Origin of the sequence: Nocardia lijiangensis NBRC 108240, from assembly GCF_001613045.1 — a bacterium.
GTDB classification, from domain to species: Bacteria; Actinomycetota; Actinomycetes; order Mycobacteriales; family Mycobacteriaceae; genus Nocardia; species Nocardia lijiangensis.
This window is the reverse complement of sequence record NZ_BDBP01000047.1, coordinates 54,044-73,214: the sequence shown is the minus strand read 5'-3', so window position 1 is coordinate 73,214 and position 19,171 is coordinate 54,044. Positions and strand designations below refer to the sequence as shown.

Genomic DNA, 19,171 nt, shown 5'->3' with positions numbered 1-19,171 from the left:
CATGCCGGTGGACACCCCCGATGTCGGCGCCGCGGTCGTCGCGCGGGTGCTCGCGGCGGCACAGGCGGCGCCGAGCGGGCTCGCCCGCGCTGTGTTCCACGGCACACCGGGCCACCCCGTTGTGATCGACCACAAGCACTGGACCTCGGTGGCCTACGAGGCTGTAAAGGATTCGGGAGCGCGCACCTATTTGTCCGGTAGGGACGATATGGTGTGCGTCACGTGCGACGATTTGGCGACGGGAGTAGATCATGACTTCCCGGTCTCGACCGCACGCTGATCGGAGCGGAAACTGATGCGCGACATCGTCGACGACCTCTTGCGGGTATGGCACTCGGGCCGGATCGGTGGCCTGGCCACCGTGGTGCGGACCGTGGGTTCGGGGCGGCTGCCGGTGGGCACGGCGATGCTGGTCGACGCCAACGGCGCCGTCTACGGCTCCGGCGTCGGCGGCTCGGTGGAGACCGCCATGCATGAGGCCGCGGTGACCGCGGCGCGCACCGGACGGCGGGCCATGCACCGCCTACCCGTGCCGCCCGGTGAGCCAGGAATGGACGCGGGCGGCATGATCGATGTCTTCGCCGAACCCTTCTCCCGCAACGACTTCCCCGAATTCCCCACTGTCGCATCGGAAATCGCCTCCCATAGACGGGTGACGGTGTTCACCGTGGTGTGGAATTCCGACCCCGATGTAATCGGCCAGCACCTGGTCACCGACAAGCGTCACAACACCGAGCTGGTCGCGCTGCCCGAATCGGATGTGTTCATCTCGTCCTTCGCCCCTCCGCCGCGACTGATCATCTTCGGCGCCAACTCCTACGCCGCGGCGCTGACCGTGCAGGCCAGGCTGCTCGGCTACCGCGTCACCATCTGCGATTCGCGCCAGGAGTTCGCCACGCCCGCCGCATTCCCCGGCGCCGAAGTGGTGGTGGACTGGCCGCACCGCTATCTGAACACCCTCTCGTCCGCGGGCGAAATCGACTCCACCACCGGCATTGTCGTGCTCGCGCACGATCCGATGTTCGAAATCCCTTTGCTCACGGTGGCTTTGCGGCTGCCGGAGCTCGGCTACCTCGGTGCGGCGGGTTCGTACTCGGCGCACGCACGGCGCGTGGACGACCTGCGGGCAGGCGGTTTCGACGAGGCGACGCTCTCACGCCTGCACTCCCCCGCGGGCCTGGACGTCGGCGCGCGCACGGCGGCCGAGACCGCCGTGGCCATCGCGGCCGAACTGCTGGCCGCCCGATCGGGCCGGTCGGGGCGGCAGCAGTCAGAGAGCGCCGAGGTGATCCACGCGGAACAGGCGTTCAGCGCGCGGGCCACCGTGGGGTTGTGATCGCGGCTCAGCCCTTCAGGCCCGGGTTCTCCGCGTAGACCTCTCTCAGCACCGAGAGGTCGAACAGTTGGTCGGCCTTGATGTCGATCTGCGCGGTGCGCAGCGCGGCGATGTTCTGTTCGATCAGCGCGTCGGTCATGGTGAGCAGCCCGTTCGCCTTGGTGTCGGCGGAGACCACGAGATCGTTCTGCGCGATGGCTTCCTGGGTCTGTTCGGCCAGATCCAGCTTCTGGTCCTTGCCGTACACCTCGACGGCGAGCCGCGCCGATTCGGCTGGTTCGGCGACCGCGTCCTTCCAGCCCCGGATCTCCGCGGTGAGGAACGCCTTGAGCTTCTCGCGCTCGTTGTCGATGGTGGACTGCGTCACCGTCAGCGTCTCCGCGACCAGCGGTAGGTCGAAATCGGCGAACAAGAAGTGCGCGTTCTGGAATCCCTTGGCGGCCAGCGTGATCGGTTCATTCGTCATGTAGCTGACCCAGCCGTCCACCTCGCCGTTGGCCAGCGGCGTCGGATCGAACTGCGCGGGCACGATGGTCACGTCGCTCGGCTTCATGCCGTTGGCGGTCAGCAGCGCGTTGAAGATCAGCTGATTGGTGTCCTGCACCCCGATCCTGCGGCCCTTCATGTCCTGCGGTGAGTTGATGGGCTTGGCCGCCGAGCTGACGATCGCGAACGGGTTCTTCTGGTAGGTGGTCGCGACGATCTTGGCGGGCAATCCCTCGAGGATCGCGGGCGCGGTGGTCTGCGGCGCGGAAAGCCCGAGCCACACCTTTCCGGTGTCGAGTCCGGCCTCCACCGAGGTGGCGGCCGCGCCGCCGGCCACCAGATTCGCCGAGCCGAACCCGGCCTCCCGGAAATAGCCGCGGTGGTCGGCGAAATACTCGCCCGCGAATTCGATGTTCTTGATCCAGGACAACTGGATCGCGACGGTGCCGTAGCGGGAGCCGTCCGGGGTGGAACCGCCCGAGGAGCCGCCCGCATCGTCGCCGCAAGCGGCCAGTGCGCCGACGCCGCCGAGCGCGGCGCCCGTCAGCGCCGAATAGCGGAGGAAGGACCGACGGTTCAGGTTCGCCCCGAACGAAAAGCGTTGCACGGCTGTCATGGACCGAATTTAGGGGGAATCGGTTTCGTTTTCTTTGCTTTCAGGTTCCCAATACCGAATCGGGACGATCAGTCGCGGCCCGCGTCGGGGCCGAACCGGGCGAGCACCAGGTTCTCCACGACACCGACGATCGCGTACAGCAGCACCGAGACCAGCGTGACGATCACGATGGACGCCCACAGTTCGTTGTACCGGAACGTCGGGATCGCGCGAATCAGGCTGGCGCCCAGACCTGTACCGCTGCCCAGCCATTCGCCGATCAACGCACCGATCAGCGCACCGGGCACCGAGATTCGCGCCGCGGCGAACACCGCGGGCAGCGCCGCGGGCACCGCGACCATCCGCAATGCTGTCCACCGCGAACCGCCGTACGCCGCAATCAATTCCATGGCCTGCCGCGGCGCGCTGCGCAATCCCGTCATGATCATCACCAGGGCTGGGAACAGCACCACGATCGCGGCCATCACGGTCACACCGCCCAGCCCGCGGCCGAACACCAGCACGATGATCGGCGTGAGCGCCACCAGCGGCACAGAGCGCAGCAGCATGGCCACCGGCATGAAGGTGTGTTCCACGGTGCGGAAGGAGACGAACAGGGCGGCGAGCACCATGGCCGCCGCCATGCCGACCCCGAAGCCGAATGCCGCGTCGCGCAGCGTGATCTGCAGGTTGTCGAAGATGGCCGCGCGTGCCTGCGGCGCGCCGGGCGAGGTGACGAGATAGCGCCACACGTCGCCCGGGCTCTTGCCCACCCGCGGACCCACCTGCGGGAAGGCCCGCAGGAACACCCACCAGATCACCAGCATGAGCAGCAGCGAGATCACCAGCGGAAACAGGAACGCGCCGAGGCGCCGCAGCACGTTCATCGCGCCGCCTCCGCGGTCCACGGCGTGGCCAACCGGGCCGCCAGCGCCACGATCGCGTAGCCGAGGCCGGCCAGCGCCGCGGCGGCGATCGCCATGCCCCAGGTGCGCGGCACGTTGTAGGCGGTCTGCGCGGCGGTCAGCGCGACGCCGATTCCGCTGTCCACGCCACCCAGGTACTCCCCGATGATCGCGCCGAGCACCGCCGAGGGCGCGGCGATCTTCAACGCCGCGAACGTATTCGGCAGCGCGGCGATGAACCGGACCCGGTACAGCTGCTGCCAGCGTCCGCCGCCGTAGGCGCGCACCAGATCCAGGCTCGCCGGATCGGCCGAGCGCAGACCCGCGACGGTGCCGACCATGGTGGTGAAGAAGCAGTACATCGCGGCTAGGAACACCGTCGGCGTGCGTCCACCGAAGACCACCAGGATGATCGGGCCCAGCGCGAGCAACGGGGTGCAGTACGACAGGATCGCCAGCTGGGTGGCCAGCGATTCGATCGGCGGGATCAGCACCACCAGCACGGCGAGGCCGATGGCGAGCGCGTTGCCCCAGAGGAAGCCCTTCAGCGCGCCGATCGCGGTGATCTCGAAGTTTGGGCCGTACAGCTGCCAGCCGTCGGTGTACATGGTGTGCACCACCGTCCACGGGCTGGGGATGGTGCCGCCCGCGAGCTCGAGTGCGGCGGCGAGCCACCACACTCCCAGCAGCCCGAGGACGCCGAGCAGTCCGCCGAGCCGCTTCACAGCGCACCGCCCTCGTCCGGTGCGCGGTCGCCGCCGCGTTCGAAGGCGACACCGCCCGTCCCGGTCCTGCCGAACAGCAGCTCGGAGAGATAGTCGTGCAGCTTGTGGAATTCGGGGGTGCGCATCATCTCCGGCAGCCGCGGCCGCGGCAGATCGATCTCGACCAGCTCGAGCACCCGGCCCGGTCGCGGACTCATGACCGCGACGACGTCGGAGAGGAAGACCGCCTCGGCGATGCCGTGCGTGACCATCAGCGTGGTCGCGGGCTTCTCGGTCCAGATCCGCAGCAGCTCCAGATTCAGCTTCTGCCTCGTCATGTCGTCCAGCGCGCCGAAGGGCTCGTCGAGCAGCAGGACCGTCGGTTGCAGCACCAGCGCACGCGCGATGGACACGCGCTGGCGCATGCCGCCGGACAGCTGCGCCGGTTTGGCCTTCTCGAATCCCTGCAATCCGACCAGCTCGATCAGGTCGGCGATCTGGCCCGGCTCCGGCTTCACCCCGGCCACCTGCAACGGCAGCTTGATATTGGACTCCACCGAGCGCCACGGCAGCAGCGCCGAATCCTGGAAGGCGATGCCGAACTGATGTCGGCCGCGCAGTTGTGCGGGCGTGTGTCCGTCGATCAGCGCGGTGCCCGAGGTCGGTTCCTCCAGCCCGGCCAGTATCCGCAGCACTGTGGACTTGCCGCAGCCGGACGGACCGAGCAGCGAGAGGAATGCGCCCTGCTCGGTATGCAGATCCACCGAATCCAGCGCGGGCACCGTGCGCCGCCCGGTGCGGAAGGTCTTGGTCAGCCCGCTGATCTGGATACCGGTTCCCCCGGCGGCGTGCTCGGTACTCATGCGGTCACGATAGAAGGGCGCGGTTGCACCGACATTGCGATTCGCGCGCCCAGATTGCGCAATCGTTACGCGCCGTGCGTATTTCGCAGCGCACCGCCGCGGTGGCATGGTCGGCGCCGCGGATCCGCGCCCGCGGATAGTTGGCATCACGCCGAGCGGAACCCGCCGTCCGCGGATGAGATCGCACACTCCGCTGGTTGCACGTCAGGTGAACCCGCTCAGCACCCTGCTCGACGCCGAACTGCACATCGCGGGCTCGGCGATCCTCTGGCGCGAGATCATCGGCAACGGGTTCGGCCTGGCCGCCGCGGTGGGCGGCATGCGGCGGCGGGTGTGGGCGTGGCCGGTGGGCATCGCGGGCAACGCGCTGCTGTTCACCGTGTTCGTCGGCGGCATCTTCAACACACCGCAGCAGCTGAACATGGCCGGGCAGGCCGGGCGGCAGCTGATGTTCATCGCGGTCAGCGTGTTCGGCTGGTGGCAGTGGCACCGGCACGCGCGCGTCGACACCGGGTTGGAGCACCGCGGCGTGGATCCGCGCTGGGCCACCACCCGCGAACGCCTGGTTCTGGTCGCCGCCATGCTGCTGGGCACCGCGGCCTTCGCGCAGTTGTTCGCCTGGATCGGTTCCTACGGCCCGTGGGCGGAGGCGTGGATCTTCACCGGTTCGGTGCTGGCCACCTACGGCATGGCGCGCGGCCTTGCCGAATTCTGGCTGATCTGGATCGCGGTCGACATCGTCGGCGTCCCGCTCCTGCTGCGGGCGGGCTACTACCCGTCGGCCACGCTGTACCTGATCTACGCGGGCTTCGTCGCCTGGGGTTTCGCGGTCTGGGTCCGGACCATGCGGACCGAGTCGGCGAGCATCGACGCCCCGCGGGCGGTGGCGGTATCGGGCCGCGGCGCGATCGACTGATCACCTCTGCGCGGAATCGCCGTCCTGCCGCTCGGCGACCTGGGCGAGCAGGTCGGCGAGCACGACGCCCGTGGGGACCGTGCGATCGAAGCGACCGGCGGCGTGCCCGGCGAACAGATGCCACGCGGACGCCGCGGTCCGGGGAAGGAACTAGACCAGGTCCACTCGCACCCCGGCCGCCCGGATCGCGGCGACGGCGGCGGCGTCGGCCTGGGTGTCGGTGACCAGGACGTGCACTTGGTCGATGCCGCAGATGCGAGCCAGGGCGGAGCGCTCGAGCTTGTCCGCGGTGGCGACCACCATGACGTGGCCGGAGCGGCGGACCATCTCCGTGGTCACCCCGGCCTCGTCGATGTGCCTGCACTGCGCCCCGCCCTCGGCGGAGATCGCGTTCACGCCCAGAATCACTGTGTCCAAACGCAATTCGGCCAGCGCGCGCTCGGCGAGCGGCCCGTGCAGTTCGTAGGATTCGCGGCGCGCCACCCCGCCGAGGCAGATGGTGCGCAGGTGCGGGCGCAGCACCATTTCGCCCGCGATGTTGAGCGCGTTGGTGACGATGGTCAGCTGGTCGTCGCCGGAGCCGGACAGATCGGTGCGGCCTGCCAGCGCCCTGGCCACCGCGGTCGTGGTGGTTCCGCCGTTCATGCCGACCACCGCGGCGGGGTGGATCAGCGCCGCGGCGTGCTCGGCGATGCGCTGTTTGGCCTCGCCGCCGGTCTGCCGGTAGCGCGCGGGCAGGTCGTAGGCGACCGTGGTGGCCACGACCCCGCCGTGGGTCCGGGTGGCCAGCTGCTGTTCGGCGAGCGCGGTGAAATCGCGGCGCACCGTCGCGGGCGACACCTGTAGCCGCTCGGCGGCCTCCTCCACCGAGAGCCGCCCGGATTCGGCGAGCAGCTCGAGCAGCCGGTTCCACCGCTGCGGACGATCCGTCGGTCCGGTCATCTCACACCGCCCCGACCCGGACGACGTGCCGTTTCTCCATGCACGCGAACAATCTGACCACAGCCACGGTGCCAAACCGTAGAGATTCCCCGTGCCGGTTGCCAAAGTGGGCCGCGCGCGGGCTCACTGCGCGGCGAGCCCGGAATTGACCACGAAGGCGATTTCCTCCCCGATGTCGTCCAGCGAGATCCGTGCCTCGGGCTGGGTGCTGTGCACCAATTCCTGCGCCAACGAGTTCACCGCACCGATCACCGCGAGGGCGAACAGATCGAAGCGGCGCGGCTTGGTCTCACCGTGTGCCACGGCGCGCTCGGCCTCGCCGATCAACAGCGCGGAGAGCAGCCTGCGCTGTTCCCTGCGCCATTCCTCCACCGCCGGGCTGACCCCGACCACCTCGACATAGCAGACTCGCGCGGACCGCCGGTCGGCGCAGGTCACCTCGAGGTAGGCGCGGAACCCGGCGGCCACCCTGCTCGACAGCGGCTCGTTTCCAGTGCGCGCCAGCGCTTCCGAAGCGCGCGCCACGGCCCGCGTGTTGATTCGATCCACCAGGGCGATCAGCAGCGCCTCGCGGCTGCCCACGTCCTCGTAGAAGCTGCGCGTGGAGACGTTCGCGACGGTGCACAGGCGCTCGATGGACGTGGCCGCGTACCCCTGGGTGCCGAACAATTCCAGGGCGGCGTCCATCAGCCGGGCCCGCCGCTGTGCCACGCGCTGCTCCTTGGACAGTCCCGCGTAATTGCGCCCGTCCGTGGATCCGCCGTACCGCCGTGCCACGGCTCGATGCTACTCGTCTTCGGTGTCGGTTCCACGCCGCCGAGGCAGCGGCCGCACCGGCCCGCCCTCGGCATCCGAGTCATCCGCTCGCCGCTGCGCCGCGCGCTTGTTCGGCTGAGCCGCAACAGATCCCGACAACAAGACCCGATCGGCCTCACTTCACGCTGCCCGCGGTCAATCCCGCGACCAGGCGCTTCTCGATGAGGGCGAACAGGATGACCACCGGAACGATGCCGACGGTGGAGATCGCGAACACGTACTGCCACGCGGTGTCGTACTGGCCGACGAACTTGGTCAGCGCCACCGACAGCGGCTGATTCTCCGGCGTGGTGAGCACGACCAGGCTTGCCGCGAATTCGTTCCAGCAGGCGACGATCGTGAAGATGGTCGCGGTGACGATGCCCGGCCAGACCAGCGGCAGACTGACCTTGGTCAAGATCTGCCAGCGGTTCAGCCCGTCCAGCTGGGCGGCCTCCTCGATTTCCACCGGGATGGCGGCGAAGAAGCTGTGCAGAATCCACACCGCGAACGACAGGTTGAACGCGGCGTTCACCAGGATCATGGCCATCCAGGTGTCGTTGATGCCGAGCGCGAAGAACTGCCTGATCAGTCCGGTCACCAGCACGGTCGGCTGCAGCATCTGCGTGATCAGCACCAGCCCGAGGAAGACGGCGCGTCCCGGAAAGCGGTGCCGCGCGGTGTGATACGCGGCGGGGACGGCGACGAGCAGGACGAGAACCGTCGCGCTCACGGCGATGACGACGGTGCTCACCATGTTGAACGGCAGCGGTGTCTCCGGGGTGTCCCACATCGTCGCGTAGTTGTCCGGGTGCCAGGTCTGCGGCAGGTAAGTCGGTGGGATGCGCAGGATTTCGGCCCTGCTCTTCAGCGAGCCGAGCACCATCACGACGAAGGGCGTCAGGAAGATCAGCGCGATCACGACGCCGACCGCCGTCAGATCCCAGCGACGACGCCTCCTTCGCGAGCGCGCTTGCCGCGGTGCGGCAGCGGGGTTTTCCGCCTCCGGCCGCCGGATATCGGTGTCGGTCGTCATGCGTCCACCTGCCGCGTCGGCCGGACCAGTTTCACGTAGATCGCGATGATCACCACGATCAACGCGAAGTTCAGCACACTCATCGCGGCGGCGGTGTCGACCTGCTGGTTCTGCCGGATCAGCTTGAACGTCAGCGTCGTCGTGGTGTCCGCCGAGAAGCCCGCGATGCTGCCGGTGATCACCTGGAGGATCGGCAGCGAATTGAACACGTTGATGATGTTGACGACGGTGGCGACGGCGATCGCGGGACGCAGCTGCGGCAGCGTGAGATAGCGGTAGCGCTGCCACGGGCCGGCGCCGTCGACCCGGCCCGCCTCCTCGATCTCGGCCGGAATCGATTGCAGCCCGGCCAGAATGGTGTAGGTGGTGAACGGGATCGACACGAACACCGCGACACCGATCGCCACCAGGAACGCCGGGGTCGGCTGCTTGGTGAACCCGTAACCGCGGTCGAGCAGGCCGATGTCGACGAGGAAGCGGTTGGCGATGCCGACGTCGGGATCGAGCATGTAGTAGAAGATCGTCGTCGTCATCACCACCGAGGCGGCCCACGGCACCAGGATCGCCAAGCGCACGGCGGTGCGCCCGGGAAAGTCCTTGTTCAGGAACTGAGCCAGCCCCGCCGAGAGCACCAGGGTGATCAGCACGACGCTGACCACCCAGACCACGGTGTGCGCGAGCACCGTGCCCAGTTCGCCGATGTCGAACAGAGCACGGAAGTTCGCCAGCCCGGCGGGGCCGCGATCCTGACCGTAGGCGCTGAGGTCCCTGGTGCTGGTCCACAGCATGTAGCCGACGGGGAACGCGACGATCGCCGCGATCAGCAGCAGGGCGGGCCCGAGCCACGGGACCGCCGCGAGCATCGCTCTGCGCCGCACGCTATTTCGCGGCTTCCTGAATGCGAGCCAGCACCTGCGCCGGGTCCGCGCCCTGCGCGATGGTGCCCATCTGCTGCCGGATAGCACCCTGCGCCGCAGCCCATTTCGGGTTGTTGCTCGGGTAGAACTTAGCCACCGGCAGCGTCGCGGCGAACGCCTTGGTGACCGGATCCTGCACCAGTTCGGCGGCGCCGCTCTGGGTGATCGGGATGAAGCCTTCGTGCTTCACGAAATTCGCGTACACGCTCGCGGAGTAGAAGTGGTCGAGGAACTTCTTGATCGTCTCGGTCTTCCTGCCGTCCTTCTTGAAGGCCATCAGATGGTCGGCGACGCCGAGGGTCACCGGCTCACCGGACTTGGTCGGCGAGGGCGCGGTCGCGTACTTCAGCGCCGGATTCTTCGTGGTGATCTGACCGATGGTGGGCGGCAGGCCCTCGATCATGCCGACCTTGCCCTGGATGAAGGCATTGATCACGTCCTTGCGATCGGTCGCGCCCGGATTCGGTTGCGTCGCATTGGCGTCGATGAGCGAGCGCATGGCGCGCACGCCCTCCAGGTTGGCCGGGGTGTCGACGGTGATCGCACCACCCTGCGTCCAGTCGCCGCCCGCGCCGAAGGTCCAGATCGAGGTCTCGCCCTGCGCCTCCTCGCTGCCGAGCGGCAGACCGTAGCCGGAGACGCCGTCGCCGAGGGCTTGGATCTTCGCCGCGGCGTCGGTGAGCTCGGCCCAGGTCTTGGGCGGTGTGGCCACACCCGCCCGCGCGAACAGATCGGTGTTGTAGAACAGCGTGCGCGTGGAGGCGAACAGCGGTAGCGCGTACTGGGTTCCGTCGAGTGAAGCGTTCTTCGCGAAACCGGGCTGGATGTCGGCGAGCACCTGCGGGGAGACGATATCGGCTGCCGGGTAGAGCATTCCGTCGCCCGCGAAGCTGGCGTACGCGTCGATGTTCAGAATGTCGGGCGTGGTGGACGGCGACTGGAGCTTGGTCCGCACCACGTCGTTGATCGAGTTCCAGGACTCCAGCTGAAGATTCACCTTCAGGCCGGGATTCTGTCGCTCGAAATCGGCGATGATCCCGTCCCACAGCGCCTTGGTTCCGGTGGCGCCGTCGCTGTAGACCGGGGCGAGGAAGTTGATCGTGGTGTCGGAATCGGCGGAATCGCCGGAGCCGAAGCCGCACGAGGCGACCGCGAGAGCGAGGCCGGTGGCCAGCGCGGTGCCCGTGAGCAGGCGGTGGAGTGGTCGTTTCACGAAGTGAACCTTTCAAATCTGCACACCCGGCGCCTACCGACCGCCGATGATGAAGCGAAACGTGTCGACGGATTGAATCTAGCGCGAACCGTGATCGAATGTGACTGTTTCGTGCGAAATGTTGACATGAACGATCACGGGACCGATGCTGTTCTTGTGCCGATCTCCGCTCACCCCACCCCCGCATCCCACCTGGCCACCGAGGTCGCCACCCAGCCCGACGACTGGGCGCGCGCCGCGACGACCGCCGCCGAACACCGCGCCGTGCTGCCCCAACCGGGCGAACGGGTGGCCGTGATCGGCTGCGGTACTTCGCTGTTCATGTCGCGCGCGATCGCCGCACTGCGCGAGGACGCGGGCCACGGACTCACCGACGCCTGGCCTGCCAGCCAAGTACGTTGGGACCGCGACTACGACCGCTACCTGGTCATCTGCCGATCGGGCACCACCACCGAGGTGATCTCGGCGATGCGCGAGATCCCGGCGCACATCCCGCGCACGGTGATCTGCAGCAGCCCCGGCACCCCGGTGCTGGAGCTGGGCGACCCGCTCCTCATCGAGGAGGTCGACGAACGGTCGGTGGTGCAGACCCGCTTCGCCACGACCGTGCTGGCGATCCTGCGCTGGCATCTCGGCGAGGACCTGAGCCGCGTCGTCGAGCAGGCGCGCGCCGTCCTCGCCGAGGACCCCGATCGGTCGCTGGCCGCGGTGCGCCGCGCCGAGCAGATCACCTTCGTCGGCATGGGATTCGCGGGCGCCCTGGCCGAAGAGGCCGGGCTCAAGCTGCGCGAGTCCTGCCAGTCCTGGGCCGAGTCCTACCTCGCGACGGAATACCGGCACGGCCCGATCAGCATCGCCGCCCCCGGCCGCGCGGTATGGGCTCTCGGCCCGCTGGTGCCGAACTTCGCCGCCGACGTGGCCGCCACCGGAGCTCACCTGGAACACCGCGATATCGACCCGATGGCGGAACTTGTTCGGGTGCACCGGCTCTGCGTCCTCCGCGCCGCCGACCTCGGCCTGAATCCCGACCATCCACGCAGCTTGAACCGGTCAGTTGTCTTGGACCAGTGACCGGCATTCGCAGTGCCCGCGCCCCCGCCCCGCTTGCCGGAGCCGCCGACGACAACATTGCCGAGAGTAACTACGCTCCCGAAGATGAACACGCATCGCGTCGGCAGCAGCGCACCCGCGCCCGCGCCGGATGCGGCGAGCACCGAGCCGAACGGACTCGTCACCGGTCCGGATGCACAAGGTTCGGGCGGACAGTCGGATGCGATGATGTCGAGCCCGAACGCTTCGGCGCTGGGGCCTGATGCGCTGACGCTGGGTCCTAATGCGGCGATGCTGGGGCCCACTGCGGCGACGCCGGGTACTGATCCGGCGATGCTGGGGCCGAATGCGCCGACGCCGGGTCCTGATGCGGCGACGCCGGGTCCCAATGCGCTGACACTGAGTTCAGATGCGCTGGAGCTGGATTCGGATGCTCTGACGCTGGGTCTTGATGTCGGCGGCACCACCATCAAGGGCGAGATCGCCGATGGGTCCGGCACGATTCTCGCGTCGGGCGCGGTGCCGACGCCGCGCGGCGAGGCGGCGTTCGAGGCGATGGCCGACCTCGGTGACAGCTTGCTCGCCGAATTGCCCGCCGATCGGCGCGGCCGGCTGGGCCGGGCCGCCGTGCTGCTGCCCGGCCTCGTGGACACGGCGCGATCGATCGCCGTCTTCAGCGGCAACATCGGCTGGCGTGATGTGCACATCGGCGACCGGTTCACGCGGCGCTGGGGCGTCCCGGTGCTGATCGAACACGATGTGGCCGTGGCGGGCTGGGCCGAATGGCGTTTCGGCGCGGGGCGCGACCACGGCGACGTCGTGGTGATCATCCTCGGCACCGGTGTCAGCGGCACGCTCGCTGTCGGCGGCAAGCTGGTGCGCAGCGCATTCGGCCAGGCGGGCGAATACGGGCACATCCCCGTCCGGCCCACCGACGGGTTGCCTTGCCCCTGCGGAAATGTCGGCTGCGTGGAGACGCTCGCCTCCGCGGCGGCCATCGCACGCAACTACACACGGCTGTCCGGACGCCGAGTAGACAGTGCGGCGAGGGTTTTCGCGCGCGTGCCCGATGATCCGGACGCGGTGCGAGCGGTGGACGACGCCGTCGCCGCGCTCGCGGACGGACTGCTCGGCATCATCCACGCGACCTGCCCCGAGCTCGTCGTGCTCGGCGGCGGCCTGGCCGGTGCGGGCGCCGCGCTCAGCGAGCCATTGCAGGCAGCGTTGGCGCGACGCCTCCGAGTAGTCCCGGCCCCGAGGGTCGTGCTCGGCGAATTCGGCGCACGCGCCGGGCTGGCGGGCGCGCTGCTCCTGGCCAGGCACGGAGCTCTCGCATGAGCGCGGGACGCGGCCCAAAGCATCCGGCGCAGGCGCTATTTCGGCCGAGCCGGAACCTTCGCCCTGCCCTGCGAACGGAGGCTCGATGACAGATGCCAGCCCCGGTCTCGAGATTCGCGGCCGGATCGTCTCCGCGTCGTTCGATCTGACCGACGGCGTGGTCTCGGTGCGCGGCGACCGGATCGTCGCCGTCCGACCAATGACCGAATGGCTTGCTTTCAAAAGGGATTCCGCCCCGCCGAAGTTCTCCGGCCTGATCTTGCCCGGCCTGGTGGACATCCACAACCACGGCGGCTCCGGCCACCGGTTCGACACCGTCGACGCCGACGAGGCACGCGCGGCCGCCCGATTCCATCACGCGCACGGTTCGACGACAGTGCTCGCCAGCGTGGTCACCGGACCGGCGGACTACATGGTCGCCCAGATCGCGACGCTGCGCGCGCTCGCCGCCGACGGCACCCTCGGCGGCATCCACGCGGAGGGCCCGTTCCTCGCGGCCGCGCGCTGCGGCGCCCAGGACCCTCGCTACCTGCGCGATCCCGACCCAGCGCTGGCCGATCGGCTGCTCGCCGCCGCGGACGGGCACCTGCGGGTGTGCACCATCGCACCGGAGCTGCCCGGCTACGACGCGGTCGCGCGCCTGCTCGCCGACAACGACGTGGTGATCGCGCTCGGCCACAGCGACACCGATTTCAGGCGCTTCCAGCAGGCTCTCGCGCCCGCGGGCTCGGCGCGCCTGGTGACCCATCTCGCCAACGGCATGCCGCCGCTGCACCACCGCGAGCCGGGTCCGGTCGCCGCCGCGCTCACCGCCGCGGCGGCGGGCCACGCGGTGGTCGAGCTGATCGGCGACGGTGTGCACGTCGACGCCGGTTTCGGCGCACTGGTTTTCGCGGCCGCGCCGCGACAGGTCGCGCTGATCACCGACGCCATGCAGGCCGCGGGCATGCCGGACGGCGAGTATCGGCTGGGGCCGCAGGCCGTCCGGGTGATCGACGGGGTGGCCAGGGTGACCAACGGGTCGATCGCAGGCGGCACGGCGACTCTGGCGCAATGCCTTTCGTGGGCGGTCCGGGACTGCGGCGTGCCGCTGCCCGACGCGGTCCGCGCCGCGACCGCCGTACCAGCCGCCGCGGCCGGCCTGGCCGATGTGGGCGATCTCCGGACCGACCAGTACGCCGACCTGCTGATTGTCGATGACGACCTCCAGTTGCGCCGGGTGCTCCGACGTGGACAGTGGTTGACGTGATCCTCACTGTGACAATGAATCCCGCCTACGACATGACCTACCGCGTGGAGCGCTTCGAGCGGGGGCAGGCGCACCGCGTGCGCTCCGTCGAGCAGCGCATCGGCGGCAAGGGCATCAACGTGACCCGGGTGCTGAATCAGCTCGGCAAGTACGCGAGGGCGACGGGGTTCTCCGACCACGCCTTCGCCGCCGCAGCCGAATTGGAGATGCCTGTCGATTTCGTGCACGCGCTGCCGTGGGTCCGGCGCACGGTGGTGATCAGCGAATCCCGCGACGGCACCGCCACGGCGCTGTGGGAGCCGGGCGCCCGCGTCTCCAACCCGCACGCCGCCGAGCAGCTGGCCATCCGGGTCGCAGGCCTGCTCCCCGATATCAACGGCCTCGTGGTGTCTGGATCGCTACCGGGCGGCATAGATCCCGGCCTACCCGCCGAACTAGCCCGCTCGGCGGTCGGTGCGGGCGTGCCGACCATCTGCGACGTGGACGGCGAGGCGCTGCGCTTGGCCAGCGCGGTCCCCGGCGTGATTCTGATGCCGAATATCGAAGAGCTGGAGCGCCTTTCCGGCCGCACGCCGAACACGCCGGAGGAGGTGGTTGCGGCCGCCCGCCCGCTGATCGATCGCGGCGTGCGAGCCGTCGTCGCCACCCGTGGCACCCAGGGCATGATCGCGGTGACCGGCGAGGGCGCGTGGTTCGCCACCCTGCCCGAGCCGCTGGCCGGAAACCCCACCGGCGCGGGCGATTCCGCCGCGGCGGCGGTGATCGCGGCGCTGTCCACCCGCACCGAACCCGACTGGGCGGCCATCCTCACCGACGCCGTGGCCACCGCCGCCTCGGCCGTCGTCATTCCGGTGGCCGGGGAGATCGACCGCTGCCTGCGCACCCGTCTCGCGCCGACCGTCCGGGTCGACAAGCTCGCCGCCCCGGAGTCCGAAGAGACCACGCCATGATCGCGGAGGCCCTCCTATGCCCTTGACTCCCGTACCCGATCTCATCGCGGCCGCCAGACCGGGCGGTCTCGGCGCCTTCAATGTGATCGCCCTCGAGCACGCCGAGGCCATCGCCGCCGCCGCCGAGGCCACGAAACGTCCCGTGGTCCTTCAGATTTCCGAGAACACCGTCCGCTATCACGGCGCTCTCGCCCCGCTGGCGCTGGCCTGCCTGCGGATCGCCGCGGACAGCTCGGCTCCCATCGCGGTGCACCTCGACCACGCCACCTCCTCCGAACTGGTGACCGCCGCGGTCGAGCTCGGCATCCGTTCGGTCATGTACGACGCGTCCGCCCTCGGCTACGCCGACAATCTCGCCGCCACCGCCGAAGTCGCGCGGTGGTGCCGCGACCGTGGGGTGTTCGTCGAGGCCGAACTCGGCGAGGTGGGCGGCAAGGACGGCGCGCACGCGCCCGGTGTCCGCACCGATCCGGACGAGGCCGTCGAATTCGTCGCCGCCACCGGCGTGGACGCGCTGGCCGTCGCCGTCGGCTCCGCCCACGCCATGCACGCGCGCACCGCCGAACTCGACCTCGAGCTCATCGCCCGGCTGGCCGCGAAAGTTCCTGTGCCCCTGGTGCTGCACGGCTCCTCGGGCGTCCCCGACGCGGGTCTGCGCGCCGCGGTCGAGCACGGCATGACCAAGGTCAATATCGCGACCCGGCTCAATGTGCTGATGACCGAAGCGGTCCGCGCCGTCGTCACCGGCGACGCCGGCCTCTCCGATCCGCGCAAGTATCTCGCTCCCGGCCGCGCCGCCGTTCGCGCGGAGGTCGAGCGTTTCCTGCACTTGTTCGCCGACCAGCCGTGCCGCGCTCATCGGCACGGACCGCCGAGGTAGGGCAGCCGGCGGATGCCCGCCGAGACCTCGAGCGCCAGATCCTGGTAACCCAGCGCCAATTCGGCGAGACGCTCCCAGTCGTCGTGCACGACCCAATCCGGTTCCGACGCCAGGGAGGCGAAGGCACGGGCGGAGAACTGGGCGAGACGATCGATCACCATGCCGACCGATTCGGTGTGCATGTGCGCCCCGCCGTGCGCGGGCGGTAGTTCGGTGGCGACCCAGCGGTCGATACCGAGCACCAGGCGCACCCGGCGCTGATCGATGTCGCCGGTCGCATCGGTGTCGATGTGCAGTCGCTGCACGTGCAGTCCGCCGAGTGTGAAGGCGGCTTGCAGTACCGGATGTTCGTCGCTCGGCTTGGCGCGAAAGGCCCTGAGCACTTGCTTTTTCGATGGCAGTGGTTCCACCGCGCATCCCCCTGTTCGGATCATGGTGCAGGACAACGCTCTTACGAGGGCGAGACGCCCGAACCCGACCGGCAGGCGGCCGGGAAGAATGCACGGACCAACAGGCGCGGCTCGGCGAGCCGCGCCTGCCGGTCGAAGTCAGCGGCGGTGACGACCGCCGAGGAGCTGGCGCGGTAACGCCTTCTCCCAAGGCCTTTCGTTGACGGCGAGGCCGATGGCCTCCAGCGCGGTGAGACCCACGTGCGCGGCCAGGTCGTTCATCAGCGCGACGGTGTCCGCCGCCTGGATCGCGGCGGCCGCCTGCTCGGTGGTCAACATCCGGCCGCGCAGGTAGGACACCACCCACGCGTCGTCGCTGACCCGCCGCGCCTGGTGCGGCGTCCGATCACCGACCATCAAGCACTTATCCACAACATGCACAGACATCCGACCCCTCGATCCCGCCGGGCGGGACCGGCCGGCGAACACCCGCGATGTGACATGAGACACAATGAGGCTAGGTGAGCGTTGCGTTGTGCGTCAAGTTGACCAAACGACCGGCCTCGCGCGGGCCGGTCACGGCGGGGAGTACGGTTCTCTGCACGCATCGCTAGAGCTGGAAGGACACCATCCAACGATGGCACCACTCTCGCCGACGGTCGCGCGTCGGGAACTGATGCTCCGCATCGGGCGGAGGCGCAAGCAGATCGATGTCAGCGTGTCCGCGATCGCCAAGGAACTCGGCTTCTCCATCTCCTACTGGTCGAAGGTGGAGAAGGAGCGGGTCCTCGCGGAATCGAAACTCGACGAGCTGATGAAGCTACTCGATTTCGACGAGGCCGAACGCGAAGAGCTGCACGAGCTTCGCGACATCGCCAGGCAGCGCGGGTGGTGGACGAACTACGCCGGACTGCTTTCCGACGAGATCTGCCGCCTGTACGGCCTCGAACACGGCGCCGACAACGTGCGAACCTACGAAAGCATCCTGATTCCCGGCCTTTTGCAGACCGCCGACTATGCCCGCGCGCTGATCGCCAACGATCGCGCGCGAATCCGCCAGGTCGAGGTCGACCGGCTGGTGGAGATCCGGATGCGCCGCCAGCAGCGGCTGAAGGGCGCGGATCCGTTGCGGCTCACCGCGATCGTCAACGAGGCCGCGCTGACCCAGCAGATCGGCGGCCCCGAAATCATGTCGGACCAGGTTCGCCACCTCGCCGCGCTCATCGAGGAGCATGTGGAGACCCTCGACCTGCGCATCGTTCCCTTCGAGGCGACCGGCGGCGGATTGCTCGGCGGCGCAACGTTCCACCTGCTCGGCTTCGACAAGTCGGTGCTGCCGGATGTCGCGTGGACCGAGACGCTGGTTCATCACGCCGTCATCGAGGACACCGAGCCGGTGCGCCACCTCGACACGTTGTTCGCGAACGCCCTGGCCGAACAAGCACTTTCGCGCGAGGAGTCCTTGTCGGCGCTGGAACGCAAGGTTTCCGGCGCGTAGCATCGCGCTATGAGCGAGCGTAGGCCGTCAGCCGAGACAGGCTGGTTCAAGTCGTCCTACTCCAGCGATTCGGTGGCCTGCGTGCAGGTCAAGTTCGAACCGGGCCGGGTGCTGATCCGGGACACCAAGTACCGAGGCGAACCGAATGGGCGGCCGATGCTCGCCTGCTCGCCCGCGGACTGGGCGGCGCTCACCTCCGGTATCCGCGCGGGCGAATTCGACAACGGCTGAGTCCGTTTGGTTCCGCGGAGACGTTCACAGCCGACTCCCAGCGTCGTCACCGCTGTTCTCGAGCTGGGCGGCCGAGGATCGACACCGTCACGACGGAAGGCCCCACGGCGCTCCACGTGGGGCACCTCCACTTCCTTTCGCGACACGGTGGCTCACTGCCCTGAACCACCATCCGCCGGACCGGCGGCGCCGATCCCTCGCAGCGCGCCGCCGGCCCGCACCCCTGGCGGAAACACTCGAGGGGTTCAGTCGGCGTCGGACAGCGGTTCGTCCAGCGGCCAGCCACCCGCCGCGAGACGCGAGGCGACCCTGGCGACGTCGTGCTGATCCGGTTGCTCCTTGGCGATCCTGGTGATCGCGGCCTCGATGTCGTCGGTGCTGATCTCGGAGTCGGGCTTGCCCGCGGTCAGTTCCTCGACGATGACGGCCACCTCGTAGTCGGTGAGGTGACGGTGCAGCACCGCGAACAGCGCGACGTAGTCCGACTTCGGAATGCCCTGCGGATATCCGGCGCGCAGCCAGCCGATGACGCGGCCCAAGACCTTGGGCCGGGAGGTTTGCGTGTGATCGGTCAATGCAGCGCCCTTCAGGACTGTCCGAACAGGTGAATGCCGAACTTGGCGGCGAGGAACGCCTTCGCGGTGTAGAGGATCCCGGTGACGATCGCGACGACGATCAAGGCGAAACAGGCGTAGGCGCCGACAAGCGCCGGATAGTTCCGGCGGGCGACGCTGCCTTCGCGGCCAACGGTATCGGCCGCGGACCACAGCCGCACACCGACCGCGAAGACGACCGGTAGCCCGGCTCCGAGGACCAGGGACACCGCGACCACTTTCCACAGCGAGTTCAGGTTGGTGACGAGCGTGTGCACGGCTGCT

At 69.0% G+C, this 19,171-nt stretch carries 23 protein-coding genes; 10 read left to right on the top strand and 13 right to left on the bottom strand.

The window, feature by feature from the left end:
* Positions 1-280: NTP transferase domain-containing protein (locus NL1_RS18765; RefSeq protein ID WP_084510737.1), on the top strand; the 280-nt coding region annotated here is incomplete at its 5' end.
* Between the two features lie 15 nt (positions 281-295).
* A complete protein-coding gene (locus NL1_RS18760; RefSeq protein ID WP_067841094.1) occupies positions 296-1,336 on the top strand; it encodes an XdhC family protein in 1,041 nt (346 codons plus the stop codon).
* A gap of 7 nt (positions 1,337-1,343) precedes the next feature.
* Here NL1_RS18760 and NL1_RS18755 read toward each other — a convergent pair whose 3' ends face one another.
* The 4 genes from NL1_RS18755 to NL1_RS18740 all read right to left on the bottom strand — a co-directional run bounded on the left by NL1_RS18755 (position 1,344) and on the right by NL1_RS18740 (position 4,889).
* On the bottom strand, positions 1,344-2,438 hold the full coding sequence (locus NL1_RS18755) for an ABC transporter substrate-binding protein (RefSeq protein WP_067841092.1): 1,095 nt from the start codon (positions 2,436-2,438) through the stop codon (positions 1,344-1,346).
* 68 nt (positions 2,439-2,506) lie between these two features.
* Positions 2,507-3,304 (bottom strand): ABC transporter permease, encoded by a 798-nt coding sequence (locus tag NL1_RS18750; RefSeq protein WP_067841113.1) that lies wholly within the window; start codon positions 3,302-3,304, stop codon positions 2,507-2,509.
* Positions 3,301-4,047, bottom strand: a complete 747-nt coding sequence (locus NL1_RS18745) for an ABC transporter permease (protein ID WP_067841090.1) — start codon at positions 4,045-4,047, stop codon at positions 3,301-3,303. The genes NL1_RS18750 and NL1_RS18745 overlap by 4 nt, the downstream gene beginning before the upstream one ends.
* On the bottom strand, positions 4,044-4,889 hold the full coding sequence (locus NL1_RS18740) for an ABC transporter ATP-binding protein (RefSeq protein WP_067841089.1): 846 nt from the start codon (positions 4,887-4,889) through the stop codon (positions 4,044-4,046). The genes NL1_RS18745 and NL1_RS18740 overlap by 4 nt, the downstream gene beginning before the upstream one ends.
* Before the next feature lie 175 nt (positions 4,890-5,064).
* Here NL1_RS18740 and pnuC point away from each other — a divergent pair, with 175 nt between their 5' ends.
* Positions 5,065-5,805, top strand: a complete 741-nt coding sequence (pnuC, locus tag NL1_RS18735; protein WP_067841111.1) for a nicotinamide riboside transporter PnuC — start codon at positions 5,065-5,067, stop codon at positions 5,803-5,805.
* A gap of 150 nt (positions 5,806-5,955) precedes the next feature.
* Here the strand turns inward: pnuC and NL1_RS18730 are convergent, their stop codons facing one another.
* The 5 genes from NL1_RS18730 to NL1_RS18710 all read right to left on the bottom strand — a co-directional run bounded on the left by NL1_RS18730 (position 5,956) and on the right by NL1_RS18710 (position 10,708).
* On the bottom strand, positions 5,956-6,747 hold the full coding sequence (locus NL1_RS18730; protein ID WP_067841087.1) for a DeoR/GlpR family DNA-binding transcription regulator: 792 nt from the start codon (positions 6,745-6,747) through the stop codon (positions 5,956-5,958).
* 123 nt (positions 6,748-6,870) lie between these two features.
* Positions 6,871-7,524 (bottom strand): TetR/AcrR family transcriptional regulator, encoded by a 654-nt coding sequence (locus tag NL1_RS18725; protein ID WP_067841085.1) that lies wholly within the window; start codon positions 7,522-7,524, stop codon positions 6,871-6,873.
* Positions 7,525-7,678: 154 nt separating this feature from the next.
* The gene (locus tag NL1_RS18720) at positions 7,679-8,578 is read right to left on the bottom strand and encodes a carbohydrate ABC transporter permease (protein ID WP_084510736.1); all 900 of its coding nucleotides are present in this window, start codon (positions 8,576-8,578) and stop codon (positions 7,679-7,681) included.
* The gene (locus tag NL1_RS18715) at positions 8,575-9,441 is read right to left on the bottom strand and encodes a carbohydrate ABC transporter permease (protein ID WP_067841084.1); all 867 of its coding nucleotides are present in this window, start codon (positions 9,439-9,441) and stop codon (positions 8,575-8,577) included. Before NL1_RS18715 ends, NL1_RS18720 begins: the two co-directional genes overlap by 4 nt.
* 16 nt (positions 9,442-9,457) lie before the next feature.
* On the bottom strand, positions 9,458-10,708 hold the full coding sequence (locus tag NL1_RS18710; RefSeq protein WP_067841082.1) for an extracellular solute-binding protein: 1,251 nt from the start codon (positions 10,706-10,708) through the stop codon (positions 9,458-9,460).
* A 126-nt stretch (positions 10,709-10,834) separates the two neighbouring features.
* Between NL1_RS18710 and NL1_RS18705 the strand changes: the two genes are divergently transcribed.
* From NL1_RS18705 to NL1_RS18685, 5 genes are all read left to right on the top strand, one after another.
* Complete coding sequence (locus NL1_RS18705; RefSeq protein WP_067841080.1) at positions 10,835-11,779, top strand: SIS domain-containing protein; 945 nt, start codon at positions 10,835-10,837, stop codon at positions 11,777-11,779.
* Between the two features lie 84 nt (positions 11,780-11,863).
* Complete coding sequence (locus tag NL1_RS18700; protein WP_084510735.1) at positions 11,864-13,096, top strand: ROK family protein; 1,233 nt, start codon at positions 11,864-11,866, stop codon at positions 13,094-13,096.
* An 85-nt stretch (positions 13,097-13,181) separates the two neighbouring features.
* Positions 13,182-14,345 (top strand): N-acetylglucosamine-6-phosphate deacetylase, encoded by a 1,164-nt coding sequence (locus tag NL1_RS18695; protein ID WP_067841078.1) that lies wholly within the window; start codon positions 13,182-13,184, stop codon positions 14,343-14,345.
* Positions 14,342-15,295, top strand: a complete 954-nt coding sequence (locus NL1_RS18690; RefSeq protein ID WP_084510734.1) for a 1-phosphofructokinase — start codon at positions 14,342-14,344, stop codon at positions 15,293-15,295. Before NL1_RS18695 ends, NL1_RS18690 begins: the two co-directional genes overlap by 4 nt.
* A gap of 16 nt (positions 15,296-15,311) precedes the next feature.
* Positions 15,312-16,175 (top strand): class II fructose-bisphosphate aldolase, encoded by an 864-nt coding sequence (locus tag NL1_RS18685; RefSeq protein WP_067841074.1) that lies wholly within the window; start codon positions 15,312-15,314, stop codon positions 16,173-16,175.
* Here the strand turns inward: NL1_RS18685 and NL1_RS18680 are convergent.
* Both NL1_RS18680 and NL1_RS18675 read right to left on the bottom strand, forming a co-directional pair.
* Complete coding sequence (locus NL1_RS18680; RefSeq protein WP_245673383.1) at positions 16,151-16,558, bottom strand: DUF4254 domain-containing protein; 408 nt, start codon at positions 16,556-16,558, stop codon at positions 16,151-16,153. The genes NL1_RS18685 and NL1_RS18680 overlap by 25 nt on opposite strands.
* A gap of 165 nt (positions 16,559-16,723) precedes the next feature.
* Positions 16,724-16,981: a hypothetical protein gene (locus NL1_RS18675; protein WP_245673381.1), complete on the bottom strand. Its 258-nt coding sequence runs from the start codon at positions 16,979-16,981 to the stop codon at positions 16,724-16,726.
* Between the two features lie 220 nt (positions 16,982-17,201).
* Here NL1_RS18675 and NL1_RS18670 point away from each other — a divergent pair, with 220 nt between their 5' ends.
* Both NL1_RS18670 and NL1_RS18665 read left to right on the top strand, forming a co-directional pair.
* Positions 17,202-18,062, top strand: a complete 861-nt coding sequence (locus tag NL1_RS18670; RefSeq protein WP_067841070.1) for a helix-turn-helix domain-containing protein — start codon at positions 17,202-17,204, stop codon at positions 18,060-18,062.
* Positions 18,063-18,071: 9 nt separating this feature from the next.
* The gene (locus tag NL1_RS18665; protein ID WP_067841068.1) at positions 18,072-18,293 is read left to right on the top strand and encodes a DUF397 domain-containing protein; all 222 of its coding nucleotides are present in this window, start codon (positions 18,072-18,074) and stop codon (positions 18,291-18,293) included.
* Positions 18,294-18,538: 245 nt separating this feature from the next.
* Here the strand turns inward: NL1_RS18665 and NL1_RS18660 are convergent, their stop codons facing one another.
* Positions 18,539-18,868, bottom strand: a complete 330-nt coding sequence (locus NL1_RS18660) for a DUF3349 domain-containing protein (RefSeq protein ID WP_084510733.1) — start codon at positions 18,866-18,868, stop codon at positions 18,539-18,541.
* Positions 18,869-18,879: 11 nt separating this feature from the next.
* Positions 18,880-19,164, bottom strand: coding sequence for a hypothetical protein (locus tag NL1_RS18655; RefSeq protein ID WP_067841066.1), 285 nt, complete (start codon positions 19,162-19,164; stop codon positions 18,880-18,882).
* Positions 19,165-19,171: the final 7 nt, after the last annotated feature.

Bases quoted from the DNA above. Each gene is read 5' to 3' on its own strand.
- NL1_RS18760 (WP_067841094.1), top strand. From the start codon at position 296: ATGCGCGACATCGTCGACGACCTCTTGCGGGTATGGCACTCGGGCCGG.
- NL1_RS18755 (WP_067841092.1), bottom strand. From the start codon at position 2,438: ATGACAGCCGTGCAACGCTTTTCGTTCGGGGCGAACCTGAACCGTCGG.
- NL1_RS18750 (WP_067841113.1), bottom strand. From the start codon at position 3,304: ATGAACGTGCTGCGGCGCCTCGGCGCGTTCCTGTTTCCGCTGGTGATC.
- NL1_RS18740 (WP_067841089.1), bottom strand. From the start codon at position 4,889: ATGAGTACCGAGCACGCCGCCGGGGGAACCGGTATCCAGATCAGCGGG.
- pnuC (WP_067841111.1), top strand. From the start codon at position 5,065: ATGAGATCGCACACTCCGCTGGTTGCACGTCAGGTGAACCCGCTCAGC.
- NL1_RS18730 (WP_067841087.1), bottom strand. From the start codon at position 6,747: ATGACCGGACCGACGGATCGTCCGCAGCGGTGGAACCGGCTGCTCGAG.
- NL1_RS18720 (WP_084510736.1), bottom strand. From the start codon at position 8,578: ATGACGACCGACACCGATATCCGGCGGCCGGAGGCGGAAAACCCCGCT.
- NL1_RS18715 (WP_067841084.1), bottom strand. From the start codon at position 9,441: ATGCTCGCGGCGGTCCCGTGGCTCGGGCCCGCCCTGCTGCTGATCGCG.
- NL1_RS18705 (WP_067841080.1), top strand. From the start codon at position 10,835: ATGAACGATCACGGGACCGATGCTGTTCTTGTGCCGATCTCCGCTCAC.
- NL1_RS18700 (WP_084510735.1), top strand. From the start codon at position 11,864: ATGAACACGCATCGCGTCGGCAGCAGCGCACCCGCGCCCGCGCCGGAT.
- NL1_RS18695 (WP_067841078.1), top strand. From the start codon at position 13,182: ATGACAGATGCCAGCCCCGGTCTCGAGATTCGCGGCCGGATCGTCTCC.
- NL1_RS18685 (WP_067841074.1), top strand. From the start codon at position 15,312: ATGCCCTTGACTCCCGTACCCGATCTCATCGCGGCCGCCAGACCGGGC.
- NL1_RS18675 (WP_245673381.1), bottom strand. From the start codon at position 16,981: ATGGTCGGTGATCGGACGCCGCACCAGGCGCGGCGGGTCAGCGACGAC.
- NL1_RS18670 (WP_067841070.1), top strand. From the start codon at position 17,202: ATGGCACCACTCTCGCCGACGGTCGCGCGTCGGGAACTGATGCTCCGC.
- NL1_RS18665 (WP_067841068.1), top strand. From the start codon at position 18,072: ATGAGCGAGCGTAGGCCGTCAGCCGAGACAGGCTGGTTCAAGTCGTCC.